Consider the following 19841-nt stretch of genomic DNA (forward strand, 5'->3'; position numbering starts at 1 on the left):
AACGCCCTTGAAGGGATGATCTTAAGTATTGATATTTTAAAAGTCGATGATGAAAAGTTATCTACACTTGTTAAGTCAAGAATAGACTCATTTTCAGCAATTAAAGAGTTATTGGTTTCTTGGCAAAATTCGCCAAATGCACCAAGTCATGATAAGCTGAAATCCTACATTATTGAGCTTGTAGAAGCAGGTGAAAACTCAATTGAAGTTCTTCGTAAAGCATTAAAAAAGAAGATTGATTTTGATGGACTAGATCCTGAAAAATACGGTACGGCTATCCGATCAAAGCCTATAATTCTAAAAGCAATAACGGATATAAACGCTGGCAATAAAGAATTAAGGAACCAAATTGAGGCTGATAAATTCGACCTACAAGAGAGAGATTTTAAAAGGGGCTATCCGGAAAAGTTTGCTAATGGTGAATTTTATCCAACAAAAAATTATCATAAAGAATGGTTTGATCAAAGCACAAATAGTGTAATGATTTGTCCGTTAGGAACAAAAGGAGAGGTCATCACTCTTGACGGTTTAAATATCATGCTTCCTAAGAAACCGAAACAAACCGAAATTCTTTTCCATAGATACCCAAAAGAGCAACAATATTGGAGAAGGGCTGAAATGCCAAAAGGTTTAAATCCAGACACGGAAGCTGCATTCGCCGATTATATTTTAACTGAATTCAAAAGGCGTCGAGAAGGTGTTTGGTTCATGAATAATGGTAAAGCCGTCTATTTGACACCAGCTCATTACATGGGGTTGCAATGGAATGAAATGCTTGAAACAGGAGGCTACAAGGATTTCAGATGGGCGCAAGCCAAAATGTATTATTTCGCACAAGCATGTATTTGTGATCCAAGAAGTGTTGGAATGTTTTTTACTAAGGGCCGTAGAACTGGATTTACGGAAATGGTTATTGACCACTTAGTTGATGTGTCTACCAGTACAAGAAATGCAAGAATAGGAATTACTTCTAAAACAGATATTGATGCTGCATCAGTTTATTTAAAATATTCTTACGTCGTTCAAAATTTACCATTCTTCTTTCAACCAGTTGTAAAAGGGAAAATTGACGATGTAAAGAAAATGGTTTTTGGAAAGCCATCAGATAGTTCGAGGGCCAATAAGAAATTAAAGGATAATTCAACCAGGGATTACTTAAATACAATTGTTGATTATAGAGCAACTGCAACGTTAGCTTATGACTCCATAAAGCTTACAATGTATCTTGGGGATGAAGCAGGAAAATGGATAGCTCCTAATAATTATGTTGATCACTGGAATAATATTAAGCCAACAATGGTTCAAGGTGGTAGAGTCGTAGGTAAAGCTTTTATAGGCTCCACTTTAAATCCACTTAATAAAGGCGGTAGTCAATTTCAAACTTTGGAGAAAGGTTCAAATGTTTTGAAACGAAATGAAAATGGCAGGACAATAACGGGATTATATTCTTATTTCTTGCCCGCACATCATAATGCAGAGGATTATACCGATAAATATGGATTTTGCCATACAACTGTAGAATTAGGGGAAAGTTTTGTAAATGCGAATGGGGAGTTAAAATTAATTGGTTCATTACAATATCTTGAAAATGAATTTAAATCGGCCAGGCTATTAGGAGATAAATATTATTGGAATGCGCGACGTTTAGATCCAATTACGAAAGCGGATGCTTTTAGAGACGAATCAACATCAACAATTTTCGATGAACAAAAAATAAATGATCAATTAGATTATAACGAAACATATAATATACGACGAACTCTCACCAGGGGAAATTTTTCTTGGGAAAACAATACTCCCGATACGCGAGTTATTTGGACTCCTAGTGAAAAGGGAAGATTCTTAGTAGGCTGGATTCCTCCTGTAGATATGCAAAACAAATGGGAAATAAAGCGTAACAAATTCGGACATACTTCCAAACATCCTCAGAATCACGATTTGGGTGCATTTGGTGTTGATACATATGACCAGGATTCAACACAAGGAAGTAAGTTAGAAGATACTGAAAACGGCTCTGAGTATAACGGCGGCTCCAAAGGTGCAATGTTAGGTTTAACAGGTACAACCCTTAAGGATGCACCGAGTAATTATTTTTTCTTAGAATATATAACAAGGCCACAAACGGCAGAAATATTTTTTGAGGATTGTTTAATGGCCTGCGTGTTTTATGGCATGCCAGCCTTAATTGAAAGTAATAAAATTAGGTTTTTATTGCATTTTAGAAATAGAGGTTATCGTGGATATTCTTTAAATCGTTTTGATAAACCAATGAATAAACTTTCTCAAACTGAAAAAGATTTAGGAGGAATACCGAGTTCAGGAGTTGATATAATTACACAGCACTGGACTAGTATTGAAAGTTATATAGATAAATATGTCGGTTATTACTTTCAGGGCCAAAATACATTCCCGGTACGCGAAGAAGGTGAAATCGGTAGTATGCCTTTTGATAGGACATTAAGGGATTGGGCAAAATTTGATGTAGCTAATCGAACAGCATTTGATGCAACCATTGCATCCGGTTACGCTATAATGGCAGTAAACAGAACTCCATATTTAGCATCGAAAGGTCCAAAAGCACCAGTAAAAATAGTATTTCAAACTTATCCATAGATAAAATGTCACAATTTAAAATACCAGAAAATATATCTTATCCAAGTCAGATAGATAGTTTTGAAACTAAACAAAGTCGGGCTTTTGGGAAAGCAATCGGAGATATTATATATTCCGAATGGTTTTATAAAGGTTCAGTCGGTAAATGTAGATTTTACACAGGACGCGATGAATTCAGGGAAAGAAGAATTTATGCTAATGGTAATGTCAATATGGAAAAATACTATCCAAAATTAGGTACAAACGGTGACGTTTCTCTTCTTAATTTAAGTAAAAAATCCTTATCCACAATGCCTAAAATTGTTGACTTAACTGTGAACGGGATGGTAAACAGACCATACTCTATCGTTGCAAAAGCGATTGACCCCGTATCTCAGAATCAAAAAAGGGCGTACCGTAAAAAAATTGAATCGGAGCAATTAGCCGCACCAATTAACCAAAAAGTAATGAATGATCTGGGTATGGATATCGGAACTATGCCTATTGATGAAATTCCTCAAACAAAGGAAGAGCTTGACATCCATATGCAAATGGAATGGAAACCATCGAATTGCCTTTCTAATCAACTTGCTATTGCAACGGTAATGCAAGAAAATGAATATAATCTTGTAATCGATAGACAAATTAAAAGGGATTTAATAGTTGATGGAATCGCATGTACAAGAACTCGACTTAATCCTTCAAAAGGTATTATTATAAAAAGAATAGATGCTGCAGATTTAGTCTACTCTCAAACTAAAGATTGCTATTTTCGAGATTGCTCCTACAAAGGCCATATTGAACAGGTTTTAGTAAGTGATATTTTTATTGAATATCCGGAATTACTAAACACGGACAATATTGATGTTAAGAATGAAATTGTTAGTTCTGGAAATCAATGGTCAACAATGCATGGATTATCTCAATCAGATAATTTAAAAGGAACTGCCAATTTACTTTTCTATACTTATAAAACATTTAGGGAACGAGCAAAAAAAATTAAAAAGAAAGCTAATGGAGAAACTGTAATAGACGATGCAGATGAATTTTTTGACTCTTCTAAGCAAAGTAAAAAGGATAAATATATAAGAACATCAAAGGTTGAAGAAATTCTCTTTGAAGGAGTAATGGTTTTAGGAACTAATATTTTATTAAAGTGGGAATTGTCAAAATCAATGACAAGACCAAAATCGAACAACAGAAAAGTTTGCGAACAATACCACATAGTTGCTCCTAACTTTCAAGATGGCATAATTTCCAGTTTAGTTTCGCGAATGATGCCAATTGAAGATAATCGAAATGTTTTAGAATTAAAAGCGGAGCAAATTATACAAGGTATCACTCCTGACGGTATTGCAATAGATTTAGATGCATTAGCAGAGGTAGAACTGGCAGATGGTAAAACTCAAACTCCTCAGCAAGCACTTAATATGTATTTGCAGAAAGGGAGTTATTTGTATCGATCTTCAAATATAGGTGGGGAGTACAATAATGCCCAACAACCTTTTAAAGAGATTCAAACTGGTGATAGCATCAATAAATTAACCGCCCTTAGAACTGAGAATAATATCTGTTTAACACAATTAACAGATGTAGTTGGCCTAAACAAGGCTACCGATGCCTCTAATCCGGATCGAGATAGTTTAGTCGGCATTCAAAAAATCTTAGCTTATAATTCCAATCTTGCGACCAAACATATTTTAGATGGTGCCGGTTATCTTGTTTTGAAATCTGCAGAAACAACAAGTTATGCGATTTCTGATATTTTAACATATTACCCAAGTCTTCGCGACGATCTAATTCAAAAAATTGGAGCTTCAGCAGTAGATGATTTAGCATATGTAAAAGATTTACATCTTAGTGATTTTGCAATATTCTTTGAATTAGAAATGGATGATGAAGAAAGAGCAGAATTAAATGCTGACATGACAATCGCTATAGAAAAAGGTTATATCGGATTAGAAGATAAGTACAAGATCAGAAATGTCAAAGTTCTTAACCTTGCAATTCAATATTTGACTATCCTGGTCAAAAAACGAGCAAAAATCATTCAACAGGAAGAGGCACAAAAATTCAAGACACAAGCTGATGAAAATATTAGAGCTGCTCAAGACTCTGAAAAAGCTAAACAAGAAACTGCTAAACTACAAGGGGAAATTGAAGCTAATAAACAAAAGGCTTTAACTGAAGGTGAAATTAAAAAAGAAATTGAAAGGGGTAATCAGGATCGACTTACTGAGGAGCTAAAAGGCAAAAATAAAATAGATTGGCAACATGTCGTTAACGAGGGAAATGTTAGGAAGGTCGAGTCTATGGAAGAAAGTAAAAAAGAAAATCTTGCAATAGCTGCCACCCAAAAAAGCAGGATAGATGATCAAAAAGCTAAGGGCAAAGACCCTATTGATTTTGAGCAAGAACAAAATGAAGAGGAAATTTTTAGTATATAATTATAAAATAATTAAACGACAACAAACATTTGTAATTTAATATTGAGTATTTTTGTTGAATAAATCAAATCAAACTAAAAAATGGCAGAGATAGAAAATAATTCCCAGTTAGAAACTCAGGATATAGAAAATACTGAAATAAATGCACCAGCGATCTCCTTTTCTCCTGTTACGGAAACAATAGATACTGTAGAGGTTGATAGCAATAAGAATATTGAAATTATTACTAATCCCGATGTTAATACAACTCCTGAGGAAAAAAAAGAAGTCGTTGATGTAAATGAAAAAATTCAAGAGAAGTCTCTGGAACTTAATGAAAAATCAGCTTGGGAATTCTTAAAAAAGCAAAAAGGATTATCTGTAGAAACTCTTGACGAATTAATTAAGCCAAAGGAAGAAAAGAAATATTCTCCTGAAATGGAAAAGTTCAATGAATTCATTGAAAAGACAGGAAATACGAATTATAACGACTTTTTAGAAACTCAAAAAGATTGGAGTCAAGAAAGCGAAGATTCTAGGTTAAAGAGTTACATAAAACTTTCAAATCCTTCGCTTTCAGATAAAGAAGTTAACCACTTGTACAATAAAAATTATGGACTTGAGGGGTTAGACGCGGAAGATGATGAAGATGAAATCCTTGAAAGAGGAATAAACATAAAAACTGATTTAGCTAAAGCTGACGAGTTTTTTGCGAAACGTAAAGAAGAATTTAATGCCGTTGGAGGTTCTGACGAGCATATTCCTCAAGAGTATCGTGAAGCCAAGAAAACTTTAGATGAATACAAAGAACAAGAAAGTAGCTATCAGGCAGATTATGATTTTAAAAGAAATGATTTTGTTTCTAAAACAGAGTCTTTATTTTCTAACAATTTTGAAGGTTTCAAAATTCAACTAGGGGATGAAGAAATAGGTTTTGAAGATTTTACCATAAAACCGGAAAATCTAAATGAAATTAAAACTTTCCAATTAGATTCTACAAATCTCACTGATTCATTTTTCGACCCAAAAACAGGTGAATTGATAGATCCAAAGGGATATCATGAATCACAATATATGGCAAAAAACTATAAAATTGAGTTGAATAAAGCCTATGCCAGAGGACGAGCAAAAGAGCTTGAAATTCAAGATAAGATTTCAAAGAACATTCAACCAGATAATATTAGAGAAATACCTCAAGGTGGGCCATCTGGAATAACATTCACAGCCGAGAAATAAATTTTTCTTGTTTTAAAATAATTATTAAAAATTTTTAAAACAAAAATAAAATGGGAGCAATACAAGCAGTACCAGGAGTCAGATATGTACCAAGTGCTACAAAAGTGCCTACTGCGCAGAATTATCTAGATTTAGATGATATAAATTATGGTAATCACGAATTACCTGATTTAGATAAAAAGTTACATCGAAGATATGGAAGTCAAATGATTGATGGTTGGTTTGAAAGAACTGGTCGCAAAATTCCATATGCCAGTGATGTTATTACATGGACTGAAGAAGATAGGCTAACACAATTGGCTACAGGTGTAGCAATTGCTGGAGATGTTTTTACATTAGCAGATCATACTTTTAGAGAGGGAGAGGTAATCACTGCTTTTAAACCAGATGGAAGTGTTATTAGACAAGGCCGTATTATGTCTACTACCACGACTACTTTTACCGTGAAATGTGGTGACGCATTAGGCTGGGCGGCCTTAGGAGCTGTAAACGTAACATGTTTTGCTGATATTTCTGAATATTTAAAAGGTTCTGCCGGAATGCAGCAATCTTTAAATACAAAGTACCAACAATTCACGACCAGAGGTACCACAACGAAAGAAATGGTTTCTGAGAACAGAACGAACATGACTCAGATTTCTTGGTTAAAGGCAACCGATAATACCACAGGAAATACATTAGGCTATATCTGGTACGATGTAAATAAAGATAATTGTGAAAAACGTTTCAGAAATAAAAGAGAATCTGCAAACTTTAATTCTAAAGAATGGTCAGGTGACTTATTAGCTTCTGGATATAAAGGTCGTGAGGGACTTTTCGCGAGTATGGGTCAAGGAAATCTTTTTTCAGGATTTGTAGATGATAGACCTTCAGCGGAAAGTATGATAGACCGTCTTGAAAAACAAGGCCAATTGAAACATAATCTTATTTATGGCACAACAGCATTTTGTTTTGCTCAAGATAAATTTTTAGCCGAAACAAATACAGTAGGATTGTCATACGGATCATTTAATAATGATCCAAAAATGGCACTTGAGTTATCTTTTACTGGGTATTCCTTAGGAGGTTACGAATTTTCATATTCACCGTTACAATATTTGAAAGAAGCAACTGCGCAAGGAGCAATTACAGGTATTTCAAAAGTTAATGGTTTCTTGATTCCGTCAGCTTCACAACCTGTTACAGATCCATTAATGGGAACCACTTCTGTTCGTCCTATGATACACGTTAGAAACCGTTCTTATGGATCAACTAATAGAGATTATGAAGTTGTCGTGAGAGATTGGAAAGAAGGAACTTCATTAACTGATACAATCACTTGTGAATTTCAAAGTGAGCAAGCTACTGTATTGATCGGTAGAAATAATACCATCCTTTTTAAAGGATAAAAATCAATAAAAGGGCGCTTAAAAGAGCGCCTTTTTTAATTAAAATTAACTTAAATTAATAAATAATGCATAACGAAATAAAAAAACCGCACCCTCTATCAAAGGAAGGTCGCGAATTACGAGCTCAAGAAGAAACCGTTAAAACTTCTACAAATATTGAAATATTGGAGCCTAATATTACCAAAGATAATATTGAACAAGCACAAGAGAAAGAACCTAATCTCAGCAATGAAAGTATTCAACAAACAGAATTGAAAGAGCCTTCAATTCCCTTATCACATGTAAAATCTTTAGTTGAAAAAATGGTTGCGGATACATTGAAAAATGTTGCATCACCTGAAGCTCCACAACAAACTTATCAACCACAATTTCAATCCAGATTAAAGGACGAATATGATATTGATGATATTCCAGAACTCAAAGATTGGGAAATGAAAGATCGCGAATACGAGTTTATGGAAGGTAAACCAATATCTGCGTCTATTCCTGTTAAGCATACAAAAGAAATTCCTTTGCAGTATACTAATAAAGATAAAAAAACTATACATATTCTTAGATATTCAACAAATCAACCTTCATTTTTTGTTGAAAAACAAAGTAAAGAGCCTGGATCTGTTTTATTATCTGAGATTATATTCACATTTGGTAGATTAAAAGTTCCTGCAGATCAAGTAAATTTGCAAAAGTTCCTTCACATCCATCCTTATAAAGATATTCTTTTCAGAGAGTATGACCCTACTGCAAAATCTAAAAAAGTAGTCAACGACAAAAAAAGACAAATTAAAGCAACAGGCTTAGTATTTACAATTGGAGAGATTACTAATAGAGCTATCGCGAGTTTAGTATGTCCGAATTATGTTGAATCTTGGGAAACTGAAATTTTAGAAGAACAAGTTTTAGCATATGCGGAAAGAGAGCCGGAACAATTTATTAAATACACTGAAGATCCTACGATTAAAATTAAAGGAGTGATCAAAAGTGCCTTAAGCAATGGTGATTTAAATTATGCTAACTACAGATTTTTAAATAAAAAGAGAGAGGTTATTCTAGAAGTTTCTAAAAATGAAGATGAAATGGATGAACTAGTGAAGTATTTTCAATCAGGTGTTGGAAGGACTTTCTATGAATACTTATTGAACTTGAGATAATTTTTACTATGAAGTATAAAAAAGCTATTCATTTCTGAATAGCTTTTTTTTTAGCAATATAATTTGGCGAGAATTCGATTTGTTCGAATCCGATATAATCGAATTTCGTCAATAATAAACTCATATTCGCAATCAGTACCAAAAGCGACCTTATCACCTTCTTTTATGCCAATATTAATTAAAATTTCATTGCTGTATTTGACAATTCCAACATGTTCCTGCTCAACTTTTCCTACCCATTTTATATCTTCAATTATTGGTTCAACAAACACGTAATTCGGTATAGAAATGATTTTATCATCTTTAAAAATTAAATAAATTAACTCTGGTAATACTTGATACAAATTGTCTTTAATATGAAAATCTGATTCTCTGGTGAGTCCTTTTCCATCGTAATAGGTCCGAAAAATATTGTGTTGAACAATAATTCTATCCCCAACTTCAATTTTTCCTTCGTAATTTAACGGAAGTGAAACTACAGTTCCGATTCTATTTACAAAGTAAGCATGTTCAATTGCGGTGTTTATAATTAATGTTTTATCACCTATTTTCTTAGTTGTAATGAATTTTTCATCATTTAACGGTGAAATAATAAATCGATCTGGCATCCTCATAATTAGTCGATAAAATATTCAACAGTTACTTTGTCATTATTTGGAATATCTTTCCATTCCTGAACAGTGGCACCATCTGAGATATAAAGTTTAAACGTATTATCAATCAATTCAATATTGGTTATAGTTCGTATTTCCTTCTTATTGTTTATTGTAATAGGTCTTGGTTTATTTACTACATAAACAAAAGGCTCTCTATTGAATAGTTCTATTGACAATAATCTTATTCTTTTATTATTCATTTTAATTGATTTATCGTTTTACACTAAAAATAGAAACATTATAGCCTACCCAGATATTTTGTTGCGTATCAAAAGAAGTCGAGATAATATTTCCTTTTCGATTTTGGAACATCAAATTCCCTTTTATATTGAAATTATCTAGTTGAGTATTATTTCCTAGTTCTAAGCCTCCCAATAATCTAAAAACAGTTTCTTTTGATTTGACCGGAACATTTAATTTTCTTTCCTTAATTGTATAACCGGGTGTAATTTCTTTTACTTCTCCCTGGACAATTCCATTGATGCTTAAAATTAAATTATCATCTTCAAACTTTGTGTCGAAATGGTGAAGCTGAACAGCATTATTAAAAATAATATGCTTTAAACTATCAGTTGCCTTTACGTAATCTTTTTTCAATTGATTGTTTTGCTCGATCAATTTTTGATCAATAGGATTTTCAACATACACAGTTGTACTTTTCGAATTCCCTTGCTTATTGGTATTATTGGCAATTGGTGTATGAACAGGTTTCTTTGCTTCAAATTTTCCTTTTGTTTCAGAAACTGTAACTTGTATGTTTTCTGTTCCTTTAGCCCCCGAACACCCTTTAAACCACAGTAACATAAAGAACAATACCCAGCCCAGATATTTAAAAGCCTCTTTTACCCCCGGATTTTGTAAATTGATTTGCATAATTATTTTTCATTAAGTGAAACAACTCCATTATCTTTCAAAAAGTAACGTTTTACAGCTTGTGGAACTCCAATTTTATATTCTGGTCTTCGAGCTTGCAGCAATCTCTTTTTTTCAATTCTTACAATGCTGTATTGATTGCCCTGATTTCCCCCAGCAACATGATAACACGATTCATCTTCAGCAATATATAACCCAACATGATAACCACCCGCGCGTTTAAAAATCAGAGTATCGCCCAGCATTGGAACTAAAACAAGCGTTCCAAAATTGATAAAAGAAACGGCCCGTAAGCGATCATAATTTTTAAACAAAATGACTTTGCCAGCTCGCAGCGCAATTGCTACATGCGCAACGGCACACCAGGCCATTTCATCAGAGGTATAAATCTTACCTACTCCTGCTTCTTTGGCCAACTCCAAAATTTCAGGATTGGACTTCAGACCGGGAACCTCATTTGTATTCAATCTTCCTAATTTAATGGCTTCCTGTACCATTTTTGGCAAACCTTCAATATTGGCCAACCAATTGTATTTTGATGCTATTTTCATAATTATTCCTTTTTAGAGTCGTCTTTAAATAAACCAGTTAATTTTTCTTTCATTTCCTTAATCCAGTTTACCATCTTATTAAATTTTGCCACAAGATCAAATCCAGCCTTTTTTAAGTTTTCAAAAACAGCCGAATAACCCTCAATAGCTATACAAAATCCAATAGCCAACTCAGTTACAGAAAACCCGACGTCTGAAATTGAGGCAATATTTATCGATTTTCTGAAGAATATTAGATTCAATCCAAATACCAGTAAAATAAAAATCATGTAGCCAATAGCCTTAATTATTGATTTCCTCAATAGTTTTGATTTAATCAGATTAGATTTTCTCTCTTCTTTGGGAATTTCTTTTCGCTCAACCCAGGAAGCTAAAATTCCAGTTGCAAAATCAGCAATGTATGCCCCTAATAGAATAAGCAAAGCAATTTGTAAATTAGTAAGCATAGTAATTGAGATTGTCGGAATTAGTATTACTAATCCCGTTGATGTTTTAATTAGTGTATTTGAAGATGAGAATATTTTAAAAAAATATCCCTTCAGCATTAATAACTCTTTCATGATATTATATTTAAAGTTATAGAATTTAGGCAGTGCCCTCCAAGTTTCCAGTATCTGTAATCAATTACCCAAAGAACGTATACAAGCATCCAACCAATTACCGATAATGACTTATCCCTTTGATTCTTGCCTAATGCGCTTGAAATCGTTTCACCTTTCGCTCCAAAACGATATCCTCCTTTTTTTCTTAGAATTGTGTTCCAGAGGGTTCTAAATTCATAGTTTGCGAAAACATCTAATCCAAGCGCTCCTGTGAAGAAGTATTCGTTAATAGTTTTTAAAAAGCCTTTTCTTCTTGTGTTTTTCCAAACGACAACGATAATATTTAAGATTGTTAGCGGTAAGAAAAGCAATACCGCAATTGCGTATAATAATATTCCCATTTTATATATTTTAATGTTTAAAAATCAAATCTTCCGTCCTTGTCCTCTTCAGCGATATAGGCCGATAGTATAGATTTTAACGGCATGTTCATGTCCAGCATCAACATTTTGATATAATCAAAAGCAGGCATTGTGACATAGCGCTCAATTTCGTTTAGAATAAGATTATCTTCACCTTTTTCTTCCTTGAAATCCGGATTCGGAATTGGTTTAAAATTTTCATCCCTACATTGCATACGCTGCGAATTATTCACATGCCAAGGCGGAAGCAATAGATTAACGAATAATTGGCCTACATCTTTTTCATCCTTCCTGTATGTGATACGATAAAACAAATCGAAACTCCCTGCGTCGGAATTCAGGATTATTCCCACAATGTGAATTGTTCTTTCAATTTCCGGAAAAATTGAACTGTTTGAAATTTTTTGATTTATTAGCATTGTTTTAAAATTTAATTGTTAGGAAAGAACTCTTATTTCAACACTCATCATTGAGGCTCCGGAGTCTATCCAGTTATTATTTGCATCAACCGATCCGAATAATAATTTATCATTATCTTGTGCTGACGCACCCCAACGAGAATCGTAAGCTACCGTGTTTGTTAAAAAAATGAAGGTTTTTAGAGTAGTAAACTTTCCGGGGTTTTTCAAATACCATGCTCCCGCTATTCCTGCATTTTCCCAAGTCCAGGTACCGCCAATATTATCATCTGCTATCGTTAATATTGGAGCATTTCCAGCGCCTGGGCTTTTGGATATATACCCATACATCGACTTTGATGGTCTTTGTGTTGAAACTAATTGCCTTCTGATTCCCCCATGTGTTTCCCAGAGCTCACCATTTAAATCACGCTCTACCGCCCCATCAACCGGCATATTGGTAAGTCTGCCTACTGGTATGACTAATGGAGGCATATCGACTGTACCGTACGCTAAAAACAGCCTATACTGTAGCTGTATGCCCGCAGCATCAATAACAATTGAACTGGGGCCCACACCGTCAACTCCTAAATGTAATTGGTTTCCATTATTGACCTTCAAATACAAGCGAATTGGATCTGTTGTGAAGTACCCTATGTTGTTTATGCTGACAGGACCGCTTAGGAGAACCTGATTTGCAAAGGAAACTATGCTGCGAAAATTGATAACATTGCCGAGCCACCAGTACATATATGAAGGCAGCGTATAGCGGCTGACTGCTAAAAAATCCTCCACAGACACACCTGTATTCTGAACTTCCGCATCGGTTGCAAATCTTGAAATTCCTTTAATCGTATTAGTCGCATCCTCGACAACTGGAATAACTGTAGCCGATGATCCGGCGTTATTGACCGGTATGAAAATAGCAACTGTTGGGTTAGCAAGATCTGGTGTCCCGAGTCCGGATTTTATGATCCAATACCCTAGGGTTGTGAAAATCTCTTCGTTTAGAACGGAAATATTAAAGGTGCAGGCAAGATATCCAGTTTTAGCATCGGCAAAATTTGCATCCGACGCGCCCGCGCCAGTACCATGACTAGCGAAAATACAGTTTCCGGTCGCGCTTCCAGTCGCACTTTCCGCCTCTAAAATATAGATCGTTTTGGCTCTTGTCTGCAAAACCTTTTTGACAATCGCCATGTTTGCTCCAATAGTAGTCATCGTATTGGTCTGGCGGTTAAAAATGAAATTAGAGGCTACTACTGTAGAGGCAGCTGGAAACGCAGCGGCCTGGCTAGAGACTGGGTTAAAAGGTATGAACGAGTCGTCCACAACTCCAATATAAGGCAGTACATTTGGTGTTGGCTGGCTGTTTAATCCATTTTTCCAACCAACGGAAAGACCTACTAATTTCCCGATTGTCGTATTAAATTTACCCGCTGCCTTACCAATTAATTTAACATCGCTCTTAAGGGTTGCCGAGTCGCGAGATAAGCGGCCTTCACTTGCTATCTCAGGATAGTTAACAACCCCGACACCTGTAAATGTCCAACTACCGGAGCCACTCGCCGCGATGTACAAATAGCCCAACTGCCCCACTTGGTTGTTACCCACAAAACTATTTGCTGATACTTGTATTTCACCCAAGTTATTGTAGCCGAAAAAACGCAAATAAATTCCAACTGCACTGGGAATACCAAGTGTGGCCAGTGGAAATGTCTGCAATGGAAAATTTTTCCTGATAACTTCCTTCAGGGCTAATGGCGGGGTAATCGTATTTTGACGAAAAACCATTTCTTTTACCGGATGAATTCTAAGGGTTGTTGGATTTAAGGCATCAGCGTAAAAAGTCTCGTCGTCAGTAGTTGCAAGGCCCGTTTGCGCAAAAATTTTCATGGCATCCAATTGAGCACTTTCAACGCCGTCTTTACTGATTAATTTTGTACCAGTACCATCATGAGCACTAAAATCTTGATCTACGTTTGATTTACTTAAAAAATCAACCATTGATTTTTTTATTTTTCCAAATGCATCTATGATTTTATCGGTCGGTGATAAATTACCAGAATTATCTGTTAATCCAGTAAGCTTCGTGTTGCGGACTTCATCTTCCGTAAAAGGCTCCGCGATATCGAAATATAAACTATAAATTTTTTTATTTTGAAATTGCCCAAGCACCAATCCATTAAAAACTGTAACATTTACAATAAAGTACTCGGTATGGTCCTCAATTGTGCTTGCTTTAAATCTGAAAAAATTATTTGGATCTTCTGGATTATCTAACTTTAAAACGATACCATTCAAAGTTGCTAGTTTGTGAAACAACCCTGATAAGCCGATGTTAGAAAGAGTTACTTTATTAAAAATTAAACTTGTAACTAAATTTGGGTTTGATTCATTACTATTAGTAAACATGGCACCAATGGTGTGGTAATTTACTTCCGGACTACTACCATCGTGATATCTGTAATGAAGATTATTTATACCATTAACACCATTTATTAAATCAATTATTGATTGTAATGTGAAATTTTGCGTTTTTCCATTAATGCCTAACGAACCAATCAAAAAATCTGATAATGATGGTGATATAACTTTTGCGTATTTATTAATCTTAGACATAACAAAACTATTTTGGTTAAACCAGTTTAAAATACAAATATATTAATTAATCGACATTAAACATTTGTTGTCGTTTGTTTAATTTGTAATTTTGACCATATTTTAAATTAAAATCAATATGAGTAATTCAATTTTAAAGCAAGTTGTATCGGGAAATGATGCAAAAGATCAGTTATTAGCAGGTCTAAATAAAAGTTGTAACATTGTAGCAGATACAATGGGATATCGAGGTAGTAATAACTTGTTTGAAACTGTGGGAGGATTACCCAATATTACTTCGGATGGATGGGACTCGTTAGAACAATTATTTTGGGAAGATCCAATGGATCATATTGTGTGCGAAATATTAAAAGAGGCATGCAAAAAGACTTTCGAAGTTGTAGGGGATAGCACTACTTTAACTTGTGTCCTCACACAAGCATTTTTTAAAAACTCTCTTGAAAAATTGAAAAGTGGAACTTCGTCTATTGAAATAAAACAGAAAATTGATGAATCGGTTTTGAAAATAATTGAATTTATCGATCAACGTTCAGTACCAGTTACAGAGAAACTAATGTTTCATATTGCTAAAACATCGGCTCATGGTGATGAAGAAATTGCCAAATTTGTGCAAGATGCTTTTATTAAGGCAGGTGAGTTTGGAATTGTTTCTCATAAAAGAAGTTTTACTGACGAAACTCATATCCAGCATATTGCAGGAAACCCAATAGATGCAGGATATTTGCACGAAGGATTTATTAACGTTAATGACACTCAATCAGTAGTATTTGATAATCCTTTAGTTTTATGCTCGTTGATTAATTTTCAAACTGCAAATGAAGTAATTCCGTTCCTAGAATATGCTTCTCAACTTGGACGACCTTTGGTTATTATTTCAAATATGGAACATGATATTTCAAATATGATCTTAACGAATGTTCAAAATAAAAATTATCCATTTTGCATTATTAAACCTCCGTATCTGGGGAAAAAAGGTCGCGAAACAATGAGCGATTTAGCGTTGATCTTGGATTGTAAAGTTTTAGAGGGGATTACAAGAACAAATTATGATGGAAAAGAGCAAATGTACCTTGGGCGGTGCGAACGTATTGAAATTGGAAAAAAGGATAGTGTAATTACTAGGGCTAAGGATATAGATGATTCTGCAGCCCAAGGTAGAATAAAAGATTTATCTGCTCAGATTTTACTTCAAAAGGAAGAAAGTGAGAAAAATTATTTAAGAGAAAGAATTTCAAAAATTTCTGGAGGTATTTGTACTATTATGGTCGGAGGTATAACTCCGAGTGAAGTTGAAGAAAAAGTAGCCAGGGTAGACGATGCAATTTGTGCTGTTCGTGCTTCCAAAGATGGTGGAGTGGTGGCCGGCGGCGGCGTAACTTTGTTATATGCTAGTTTAGAACTTGAACTGGATAAAGTTACCTTGGAAACAATAAAAGCTCCATTTACTAAAATTCTATCTAATGCTGCAATTTTAACCTCCAAAAATGATAATAGAAATTGGTTAAGAAAACTTTTAAATTTAAAACCAGTTAATACAACAATAATAGAAAATTTAGAATATCCAATTGGCTATGATGTTCAAGAATATCGAGAGGTTGATATGTTTGAAGCTGGAATTTTGGATACTGGAAAAGGGATTAAAAACGCAATCATAAATGCAGCTTCGGCATCCAATAATCTTTTAAGAACACATAACGTAATTAACTTAAAAAGAAATTCAAATGGAACCAAATAATTTTCAAGGAAGAGCACTGAATTTAATCGTTGTGGTAGAGGAGATTTATAATGAGAATAAAACCAAATCGGGTATTGACTTAAGTGGAATTGTCGATGTAAATGAAAAGCAAAAAATGGGTAGAGTTGTGAGTATTGGAGAAGGTTGCCCAAAACTTAGTGATGGTAATACAACTTTAAAAGAAAATGATGAAGTTATTTTTGATAAACATAAAATGACTCCTTTTACCCAAAATGGAAAGCCTTATATATTAATTGATTATCGTGATATTGTTTTGGTTTATTAAGATAATTAAATGAAAACCCCGATCTTTCTTAATTAAAAGAGTCGGGGTTTTTTATTCCGGTTTTCCTGGCCATTATTCTACTACTTGTTTTATTTCTTCAGTAACATTTTCTGTAGCTTCGGCAACGTTCACATCTTTACCAGCTTCAACTATGGCTTCGGAAACATCGGTATATTTGACTTTTGATGCTTCGAAATATTCCTCAAGTAATTTTTCTTGTTCTGGATTAGCGTCAACTTCAATCCAATCTTGACGAATTTTAAACTCATCATTTGGCGTGTCGAGAATATCACCATCTTCCGTTAAAACCAGTAACGTACCATGAACGATATCCCAAAACCAAAAACCTTTCCATTCAGGAAGGGCAATTAACTTTCCGGATTTACCTTTTTCTTCTGCTTGTTCAAAAGTCATTCCTGAAACTTTTGCAACAGTTTCTTCTTGAGTAGGGATGCTTTTAGGTACCGCTGAATCGAAATTTATATCTCCGACCTTTACGTAATCCTTCCCTTCTTCATCTATAATGATTTTTATAATATCAGAATTATGAATCTGTAAGCCATCAAAATGCGCTTTTAGGCTATTTACTTCAAATAAAATTTGTTTATCAAAATAATGTATTACACCTTTTGAAATTAATTGATCGATTGTCATAATATTTAAGAGCACTTTACCTTGCAATTGGTGTTTAAATGTGTTGTTGAGGTTTTCTACCAGTTTGTATATCCATAATTTCATCATTCATATCCATTATAATTTGTTTGATCTCTGGATTTAGAGGAGATAAAATAGATTGACTAATTTGAATCGTATTCATTTTTCCGAGTGTTCGGTATATTTCGGTTAGTTTATTTACAAACTTTCGGGTTAATCGATATAAATGAGTTTTTTCAATAATATCGGAATTATTGCTTCTTTTTTTGGTTCTTGTAAGCTCTTCAATAAGTCCATTTTGGATAAAATTGTAAAGTTTGTTTTTGTTAGTACCTAAAAATAAAACAGCGGCATTTTCAAATCTGTCTTTTGAGAAAGGAATATTAGAATAGAAATAAAATCCTAATTCAAAATCTTCTTTTCTAATCATGTATTTTATTGAGTAATAATTGATAACGATACCATAGTATCTCATAAAATCAAACTCTCTTTCGACTGGCTGAACAACGATATATTTATTCTTATTTTCAATTGAATTTCTCTCCCGGCCGCGAAGCCATATTTTAAGGGGATGGTTAATTGATAATTCTTTTATTTCATCAACTTCTTTTACTCTTCTATATCTGGTTCTGTATTTCCAATCCTCTAAAGATTCCCCTTCTCGAACTTTCATAAATTCGTTCATGGTCCTTTTCTGAAAATCACTCATTCCATATTTAATTCGTCCCTTATAGGTGTATGGAGCGTATTTTTTTTTTGGCTGTTTTTTTGTTCCAGTTTTTTTTTTCATTCCGGACAAATTCCTTTTTTTGGGATTATTGTTACCTTTTTCTTGCATATTATTTCAATCTCACTAAGCAATCAAATAACTCTTCCGGGGTCATTAATTTGTCATCATCTGTTTTGCCAAATTCAATAAAAAAGCAATAATGTTCAATATGACAAAAACCATCTTCATCTTTTGGAAAATGGAATTGAAGAAGTTTAATTATTGCTTGAATTGCCAAATTATCTTTGTAGCTGCATTTTTCGATTACTCCGAATGCTTCTTGAATCGTTTCTCCAATTTTTCGATCAAAATATATTTGTTGGCGTAACAATTCAATTACCTGGCAAAAAGTAGTTTTATCAATCATGGCAATTATTGTTGTGTAGTTTTGACCGTTACAGTCGTTGTTTTTGATTTAGAATTTTTTTTGACCCACTCATCCAAAAATTCAAACAGCTCATTCATTGGGCCGGAATAATTAGAATAAGATCTATTTATTCTAATTGTGCTTTTATTTCCGGTTAATACTTCCGAAACTCCGCTATAATTGATTAGTTTTTTTGAATCCATTTTTATTTTGTTAAAAATGAGGTCTTTCCCTCAGTCAGTCTTTCCGTAAATTAGGTGCATGAATTTAGATTACCACTGTAGACCACCTTTTGACTAAAGTTTTTATATCTTAAGCTTTACGAAGGCCAACATTCCAGACCAGGAAGGATTTATACGTTCTAAGTGGTTATTATTCTGCTTTTTGTAAAAAATTATAAAGTTTTTTATTCCATCTTGCATCAGCTAAAGCATTATGTTCGGTTTGTTTTTTTGGATAGCATGGATGCTTTTTGATATCGTCATCACTAAAAATAACCTCCATAGCTTTTTTAGATGGATATTTACCAGATGTTTCTTTTACTGCTTTTATATACTCGAAATATTCATCATTTAAGACAAAATGATTTTCTAGGCTCTGCTTCAGATCGTTGCAGTATTTGGGAAAATTGTTTGGCAAATCAATCATTTTCCCAAATAACCAACAGAAGACAACCCAATCGTAATCTGCATAATAAGCATAAAATTCAGGTATATCCCAGATTTCATCTATATTTTCTGAAAATTTAGAAGTAAATAATTCAATATCCGTTGCAATCTGTTTATTAGCTTTACCATATACAGAAATTAGGAGTCTTAGTGAAGAGTAATTAAATTTGAAACCTTTAATGTTTAGTAGTTTGTCTGGATTTTTATCGTCGCCAAGCGCTTTTAGGTATAATTCATCATAAATAGGTTTCAATACATTATTGCGAAGCCAATAATCCTTATATTGTAAACCAATTCCTGTCTCCCAATCTATTTTTATATCAAAACGATTCCAAGCTTCTTTTAAATTGAATTCATTTGAAATTGCATAATATTCTTTCCCATCTTCAGCGACAATTCCAATACTTATTAAATCAATAGTTGGTTTTGTCTGACCAATTTTGAAACCTAAAAATGTTTTGTCCTGTGGACCTTCGATAAATTCTGTATCTAAGAAATATTTCATTAT

General features: G+C 33.7%; 20 protein-coding genes. 7 read left to right on the plus strand and 13 right to left on the minus strand.

Annotation, left to right across the window (positions count from 1 at the left end; translation table 11 throughout):
- The first annotated feature begins 15 nt into the window (after positions 1–15).
- The 5 genes from AC6CH4_RS12910 to AC6CH4_RS12930 all read left to right on the plus strand — a co-directional run bounded on the left by AC6CH4_RS12910 (position 16) and on the right by AC6CH4_RS12930 (position 8790).
- Positions 16–2613, plus strand: coding sequence for a hypothetical protein (locus tag AC6CH4_RS12910; RefSeq protein ID WP_498103508.1), 2598 nt, complete (start codon positions 16–18; stop codon positions 2611–2613).
- A gap of 5 nt (positions 2614–2618) precedes the next feature.
- Positions 2619–5039, plus strand: coding sequence for a hypothetical protein (locus AC6CH4_RS12915; RefSeq protein WP_498103510.1), 2421 nt, complete (start codon positions 2619–2621; stop codon positions 5037–5039).
- A gap of 81 nt (positions 5040–5120) precedes the next feature.
- Entirely contained in the window at positions 5121–6254 is a 1134-nt protein-coding gene (locus AC6CH4_RS12920; RefSeq protein WP_498103511.1) for a hypothetical protein, read from the plus strand.
- Positions 6255–6304: 50 nt separating this feature from the next.
- Complete coding sequence (locus AC6CH4_RS12925; protein ID WP_498103513.1) at positions 6305–7642, plus strand: hypothetical protein; 1338 nt, start codon at positions 6305–6307, stop codon at positions 7640–7642.
- Positions 7643–7707: 65 nt separating this feature from the next.
- The gene (locus AC6CH4_RS12930; protein WP_498103515.1) at positions 7708–8790 is read left to right on the plus strand and encodes a hypothetical protein; all 1083 of its coding nucleotides are present in this window, start codon (positions 7708–7710) and stop codon (positions 8788–8790) included.
- 50 nt (positions 8791–8840) lie between these two features.
- Here the strand turns inward: AC6CH4_RS12930 and AC6CH4_RS12935 are convergent, their stop codons facing one another.
- From AC6CH4_RS12935 to AC6CH4_RS12970, 8 genes are read right to left on the minus strand one after another with little or no spacing between them, the layout of a single operon-like run.
- Positions 8841–9404 carry a hypothetical protein gene (locus AC6CH4_RS12935; RefSeq protein WP_498103517.1) on the minus strand — a complete coding sequence of 188 codons (564 nt, stop codon included), beginning with the start codon at positions 9402–9404 and terminating at the stop codon, positions 8841–8843.
- 2 nt (positions 9405–9406) lie between these two features.
- Positions 9407–9646 (minus strand): hypothetical protein, encoded by a 240-nt coding sequence (locus AC6CH4_RS12940; protein ID WP_498103519.1) that lies wholly within the window; start codon positions 9644–9646, stop codon positions 9407–9409.
- 10 nt (positions 9647–9656) lie between these two features.
- Positions 9657–10319 (minus strand): hypothetical protein, encoded by a 663-nt coding sequence (locus AC6CH4_RS12945; RefSeq protein WP_498103521.1) that lies wholly within the window; start codon positions 10317–10319, stop codon positions 9657–9659.
- A 2-nt stretch (positions 10320–10321) separates the two neighbouring features.
- On the minus strand, positions 10322–10870 hold the full coding sequence (locus AC6CH4_RS12950) for a C40 family peptidase (RefSeq protein WP_498103523.1): 549 nt from the start codon (positions 10868–10870) through the stop codon (positions 10322–10324).
- A gap of 2 nt (positions 10871–10872) precedes the next feature.
- On the minus strand, positions 10873–11430 hold the full coding sequence (locus AC6CH4_RS12955; protein ID WP_498103525.1) for a phage holin family protein: 558 nt from the start codon (positions 11428–11430) through the stop codon (positions 10873–10875).
- On the minus strand, positions 11427–11813 hold the full coding sequence (locus tag AC6CH4_RS12960) for a hypothetical protein (RefSeq protein ID WP_498103527.1): 387 nt from the start codon (positions 11811–11813) through the stop codon (positions 11427–11429). The genes AC6CH4_RS12955 and AC6CH4_RS12960 overlap by 4 nt, the downstream gene beginning before the upstream one ends.
- A gap of 17 nt (positions 11814–11830) precedes the next feature.
- Positions 11831–12253 (minus strand): hypothetical protein, encoded by a 423-nt coding sequence (locus AC6CH4_RS12965; RefSeq protein WP_498103529.1) that lies wholly within the window; start codon positions 12251–12253, stop codon positions 11831–11833.
- An 18-nt stretch (positions 12254–12271) separates the two neighbouring features.
- Positions 12272–14854 carry a hypothetical protein gene (locus tag AC6CH4_RS12970; protein ID WP_498103531.1) on the minus strand — a complete coding sequence of 861 codons (2583 nt, stop codon included), beginning with the start codon at positions 14852–14854 and terminating at the stop codon, positions 12272–12274.
- Between the two features lie 118 nt (positions 14855–14972).
- Here AC6CH4_RS12970 and AC6CH4_RS12975 point away from each other — a divergent pair, with 118 nt between their 5' ends.
- Both AC6CH4_RS12975 and AC6CH4_RS12980 read left to right on the plus strand, forming a co-directional pair.
- Positions 14973–16589, plus strand: a complete 1617-nt coding sequence (locus tag AC6CH4_RS12975; RefSeq protein ID WP_498103533.1) for a TCP-1/cpn60 chaperonin family protein — start codon at positions 14973–14975, stop codon at positions 16587–16589.
- On the plus strand, positions 16576–16875 hold the full coding sequence (locus AC6CH4_RS12980) for a co-chaperone GroES family protein (protein WP_498103535.1): 300 nt from the start codon (positions 16576–16578) through the stop codon (positions 16873–16875). The genes AC6CH4_RS12975 and AC6CH4_RS12980 overlap by 14 nt, the downstream gene beginning before the upstream one ends.
- Positions 16876–16947: 72 nt before the next feature.
- Here AC6CH4_RS12980 and AC6CH4_RS12985 read toward each other — a convergent pair whose 3' ends face one another.
- The 5 genes from AC6CH4_RS12985 to AC6CH4_RS13005 form a co-directional block, all read right to left on the minus strand.
- Positions 16948–17616 carry a hypothetical protein gene (locus tag AC6CH4_RS12985; RefSeq protein WP_498103537.1) on the minus strand — a complete coding sequence of 223 codons (669 nt, stop codon included), beginning with the start codon at positions 17614–17616 and terminating at the stop codon, positions 16948–16950.
- On the minus strand, positions 17564–18319 hold the full coding sequence (locus AC6CH4_RS12990) for a hypothetical protein (protein ID WP_498103539.1): 756 nt from the start codon (positions 18317–18319) through the stop codon (positions 17564–17566). The genes AC6CH4_RS12985 and AC6CH4_RS12990 overlap by 53 nt, the downstream gene beginning before the upstream one ends.
- A 49-nt stretch (positions 18320–18368) precedes the next feature.
- A complete protein-coding gene (locus AC6CH4_RS12995) occupies positions 18369–18665 on the minus strand; it encodes a hypothetical protein (RefSeq protein WP_498103541.1) in 297 nt (98 codons plus the stop codon).
- Positions 18666–18670: 5 nt separating this feature from the next.
- A complete protein-coding gene (locus tag AC6CH4_RS13000) occupies positions 18671–18868 on the minus strand; it encodes a hypothetical protein (RefSeq protein WP_498103543.1) in 198 nt (65 codons plus the stop codon).
- A gap of 169 nt (positions 18869–19037) precedes the next feature.
- Positions 19038–19838, minus strand: coding sequence for a 3'-5' exonuclease family protein (locus tag AC6CH4_RS13005; protein ID WP_498103545.1), 801 nt, complete (start codon positions 19836–19838; stop codon positions 19038–19040).
- Positions 19839–19841: the final 3 nt, after the last annotated feature.

The sequence above is a fragment of the Flavobacterium sp. GQ95 genome (assembly GCF_059758655.1).

Excerpts from the sequence above, each read along its gene's own strand:
- AC6CH4_RS12910 (WP_498103508.1), top strand. The coding sequence starts at position 16 with ATGATCTTAAGTATTGATATTTTAAAAGTCGATGATGAAAAGTTATCT.
- AC6CH4_RS12915 (WP_498103510.1), top strand. The coding sequence starts at position 2,619 with ATGTCACAATTTAAAATACCAGAAAATATATCTTATCCAAGTCAGATA.
- AC6CH4_RS12920 (WP_498103511.1), top strand. The coding sequence starts at position 5,121 with ATGGCAGAGATAGAAAATAATTCCCAGTTAGAAACTCAGGATATAGAA.
- AC6CH4_RS12925 (WP_498103513.1), top strand. The coding sequence starts at position 6,305 with ATGGGAGCAATACAAGCAGTACCAGGAGTCAGATATGTACCAAGTGCT.
- AC6CH4_RS12930 (WP_498103515.1), top strand. The coding sequence starts at position 7,708 with ATGCATAACGAAATAAAAAAACCGCACCCTCTATCAAAGGAAGGTCGC.
- AC6CH4_RS12935 (WP_498103517.1), bottom strand. The coding sequence starts at position 9,404 with ATGAGGATGCCAGATCGATTTATTATTTCACCGTTAAATGATGAAAAA.
- AC6CH4_RS12940 (WP_498103519.1), bottom strand. The coding sequence starts at position 9,646 with ATGAATAATAAAAGAATAAGATTATTGTCAATAGAACTATTCAATAGA.
- AC6CH4_RS12945 (WP_498103521.1), bottom strand. The coding sequence starts at position 10,319 with ATGCAAATCAATTTACAAAATCCGGGGGTAAAAGAGGCTTTTAAATAT.
- AC6CH4_RS12950 (WP_498103523.1), bottom strand. The coding sequence starts at position 10,870 with ATGAAAATAGCATCAAAATACAATTGGTTGGCCAATATTGAAGGTTTG.
- AC6CH4_RS12955 (WP_498103525.1), bottom strand. The coding sequence starts at position 11,430 with ATGAAAGAGTTATTAATGCTGAAGGGATATTTTTTTAAAATATTCTCA.
- AC6CH4_RS12960 (WP_498103527.1), bottom strand. The coding sequence starts at position 11,813 with ATGGGAATATTATTATACGCAATTGCGGTATTGCTTTTCTTACCGCTA.
- AC6CH4_RS12965 (WP_498103529.1), bottom strand. The coding sequence starts at position 12,253 with ATGCTAATAAATCAAAAAATTTCAAACAGTTCAATTTTTCCGGAAATT.
- AC6CH4_RS12970 (WP_498103531.1), bottom strand. The coding sequence starts at position 14,854 with ATGTCTAAGATTAATAAATACGCAAAAGTTATATCACCATCATTATCA.
- AC6CH4_RS12975 (WP_498103533.1), top strand. The coding sequence starts at position 14,973 with ATGAGTAATTCAATTTTAAAGCAAGTTGTATCGGGAAATGATGCAAAA.
- AC6CH4_RS12980 (WP_498103535.1), top strand. The coding sequence starts at position 16,576 with ATGGAACCAAATAATTTTCAAGGAAGAGCACTGAATTTAATCGTTGTG.
- AC6CH4_RS12985 (WP_498103537.1), bottom strand. The coding sequence starts at position 17,616 with ATGATGAAATTATGGATATACAAACTGGTAGAAAACCTCAACAACACA.
- AC6CH4_RS12990 (WP_498103539.1), bottom strand. The coding sequence starts at position 18,319 with ATGAAAAAAAAAACTGGAACAAAAAAACAGCCAAAAAAAAAATACGCT.
- AC6CH4_RS12995 (WP_498103541.1), bottom strand. The coding sequence starts at position 18,665 with ATGATTGATAAAACTACTTTTTGCCAGGTAATTGAATTGTTACGCCAA.
- AC6CH4_RS13000 (WP_498103543.1), bottom strand. The coding sequence starts at position 18,868 with ATGGATTCAAAAAAACTAATCAATTATAGCGGAGTTTCGGAAGTATTA.
- AC6CH4_RS13005 (WP_498103545.1), bottom strand. The coding sequence starts at position 19,838 with ATGAAATATTTCTTAGATACAGAATTTATCGAAGGTCCACAGGACAAA.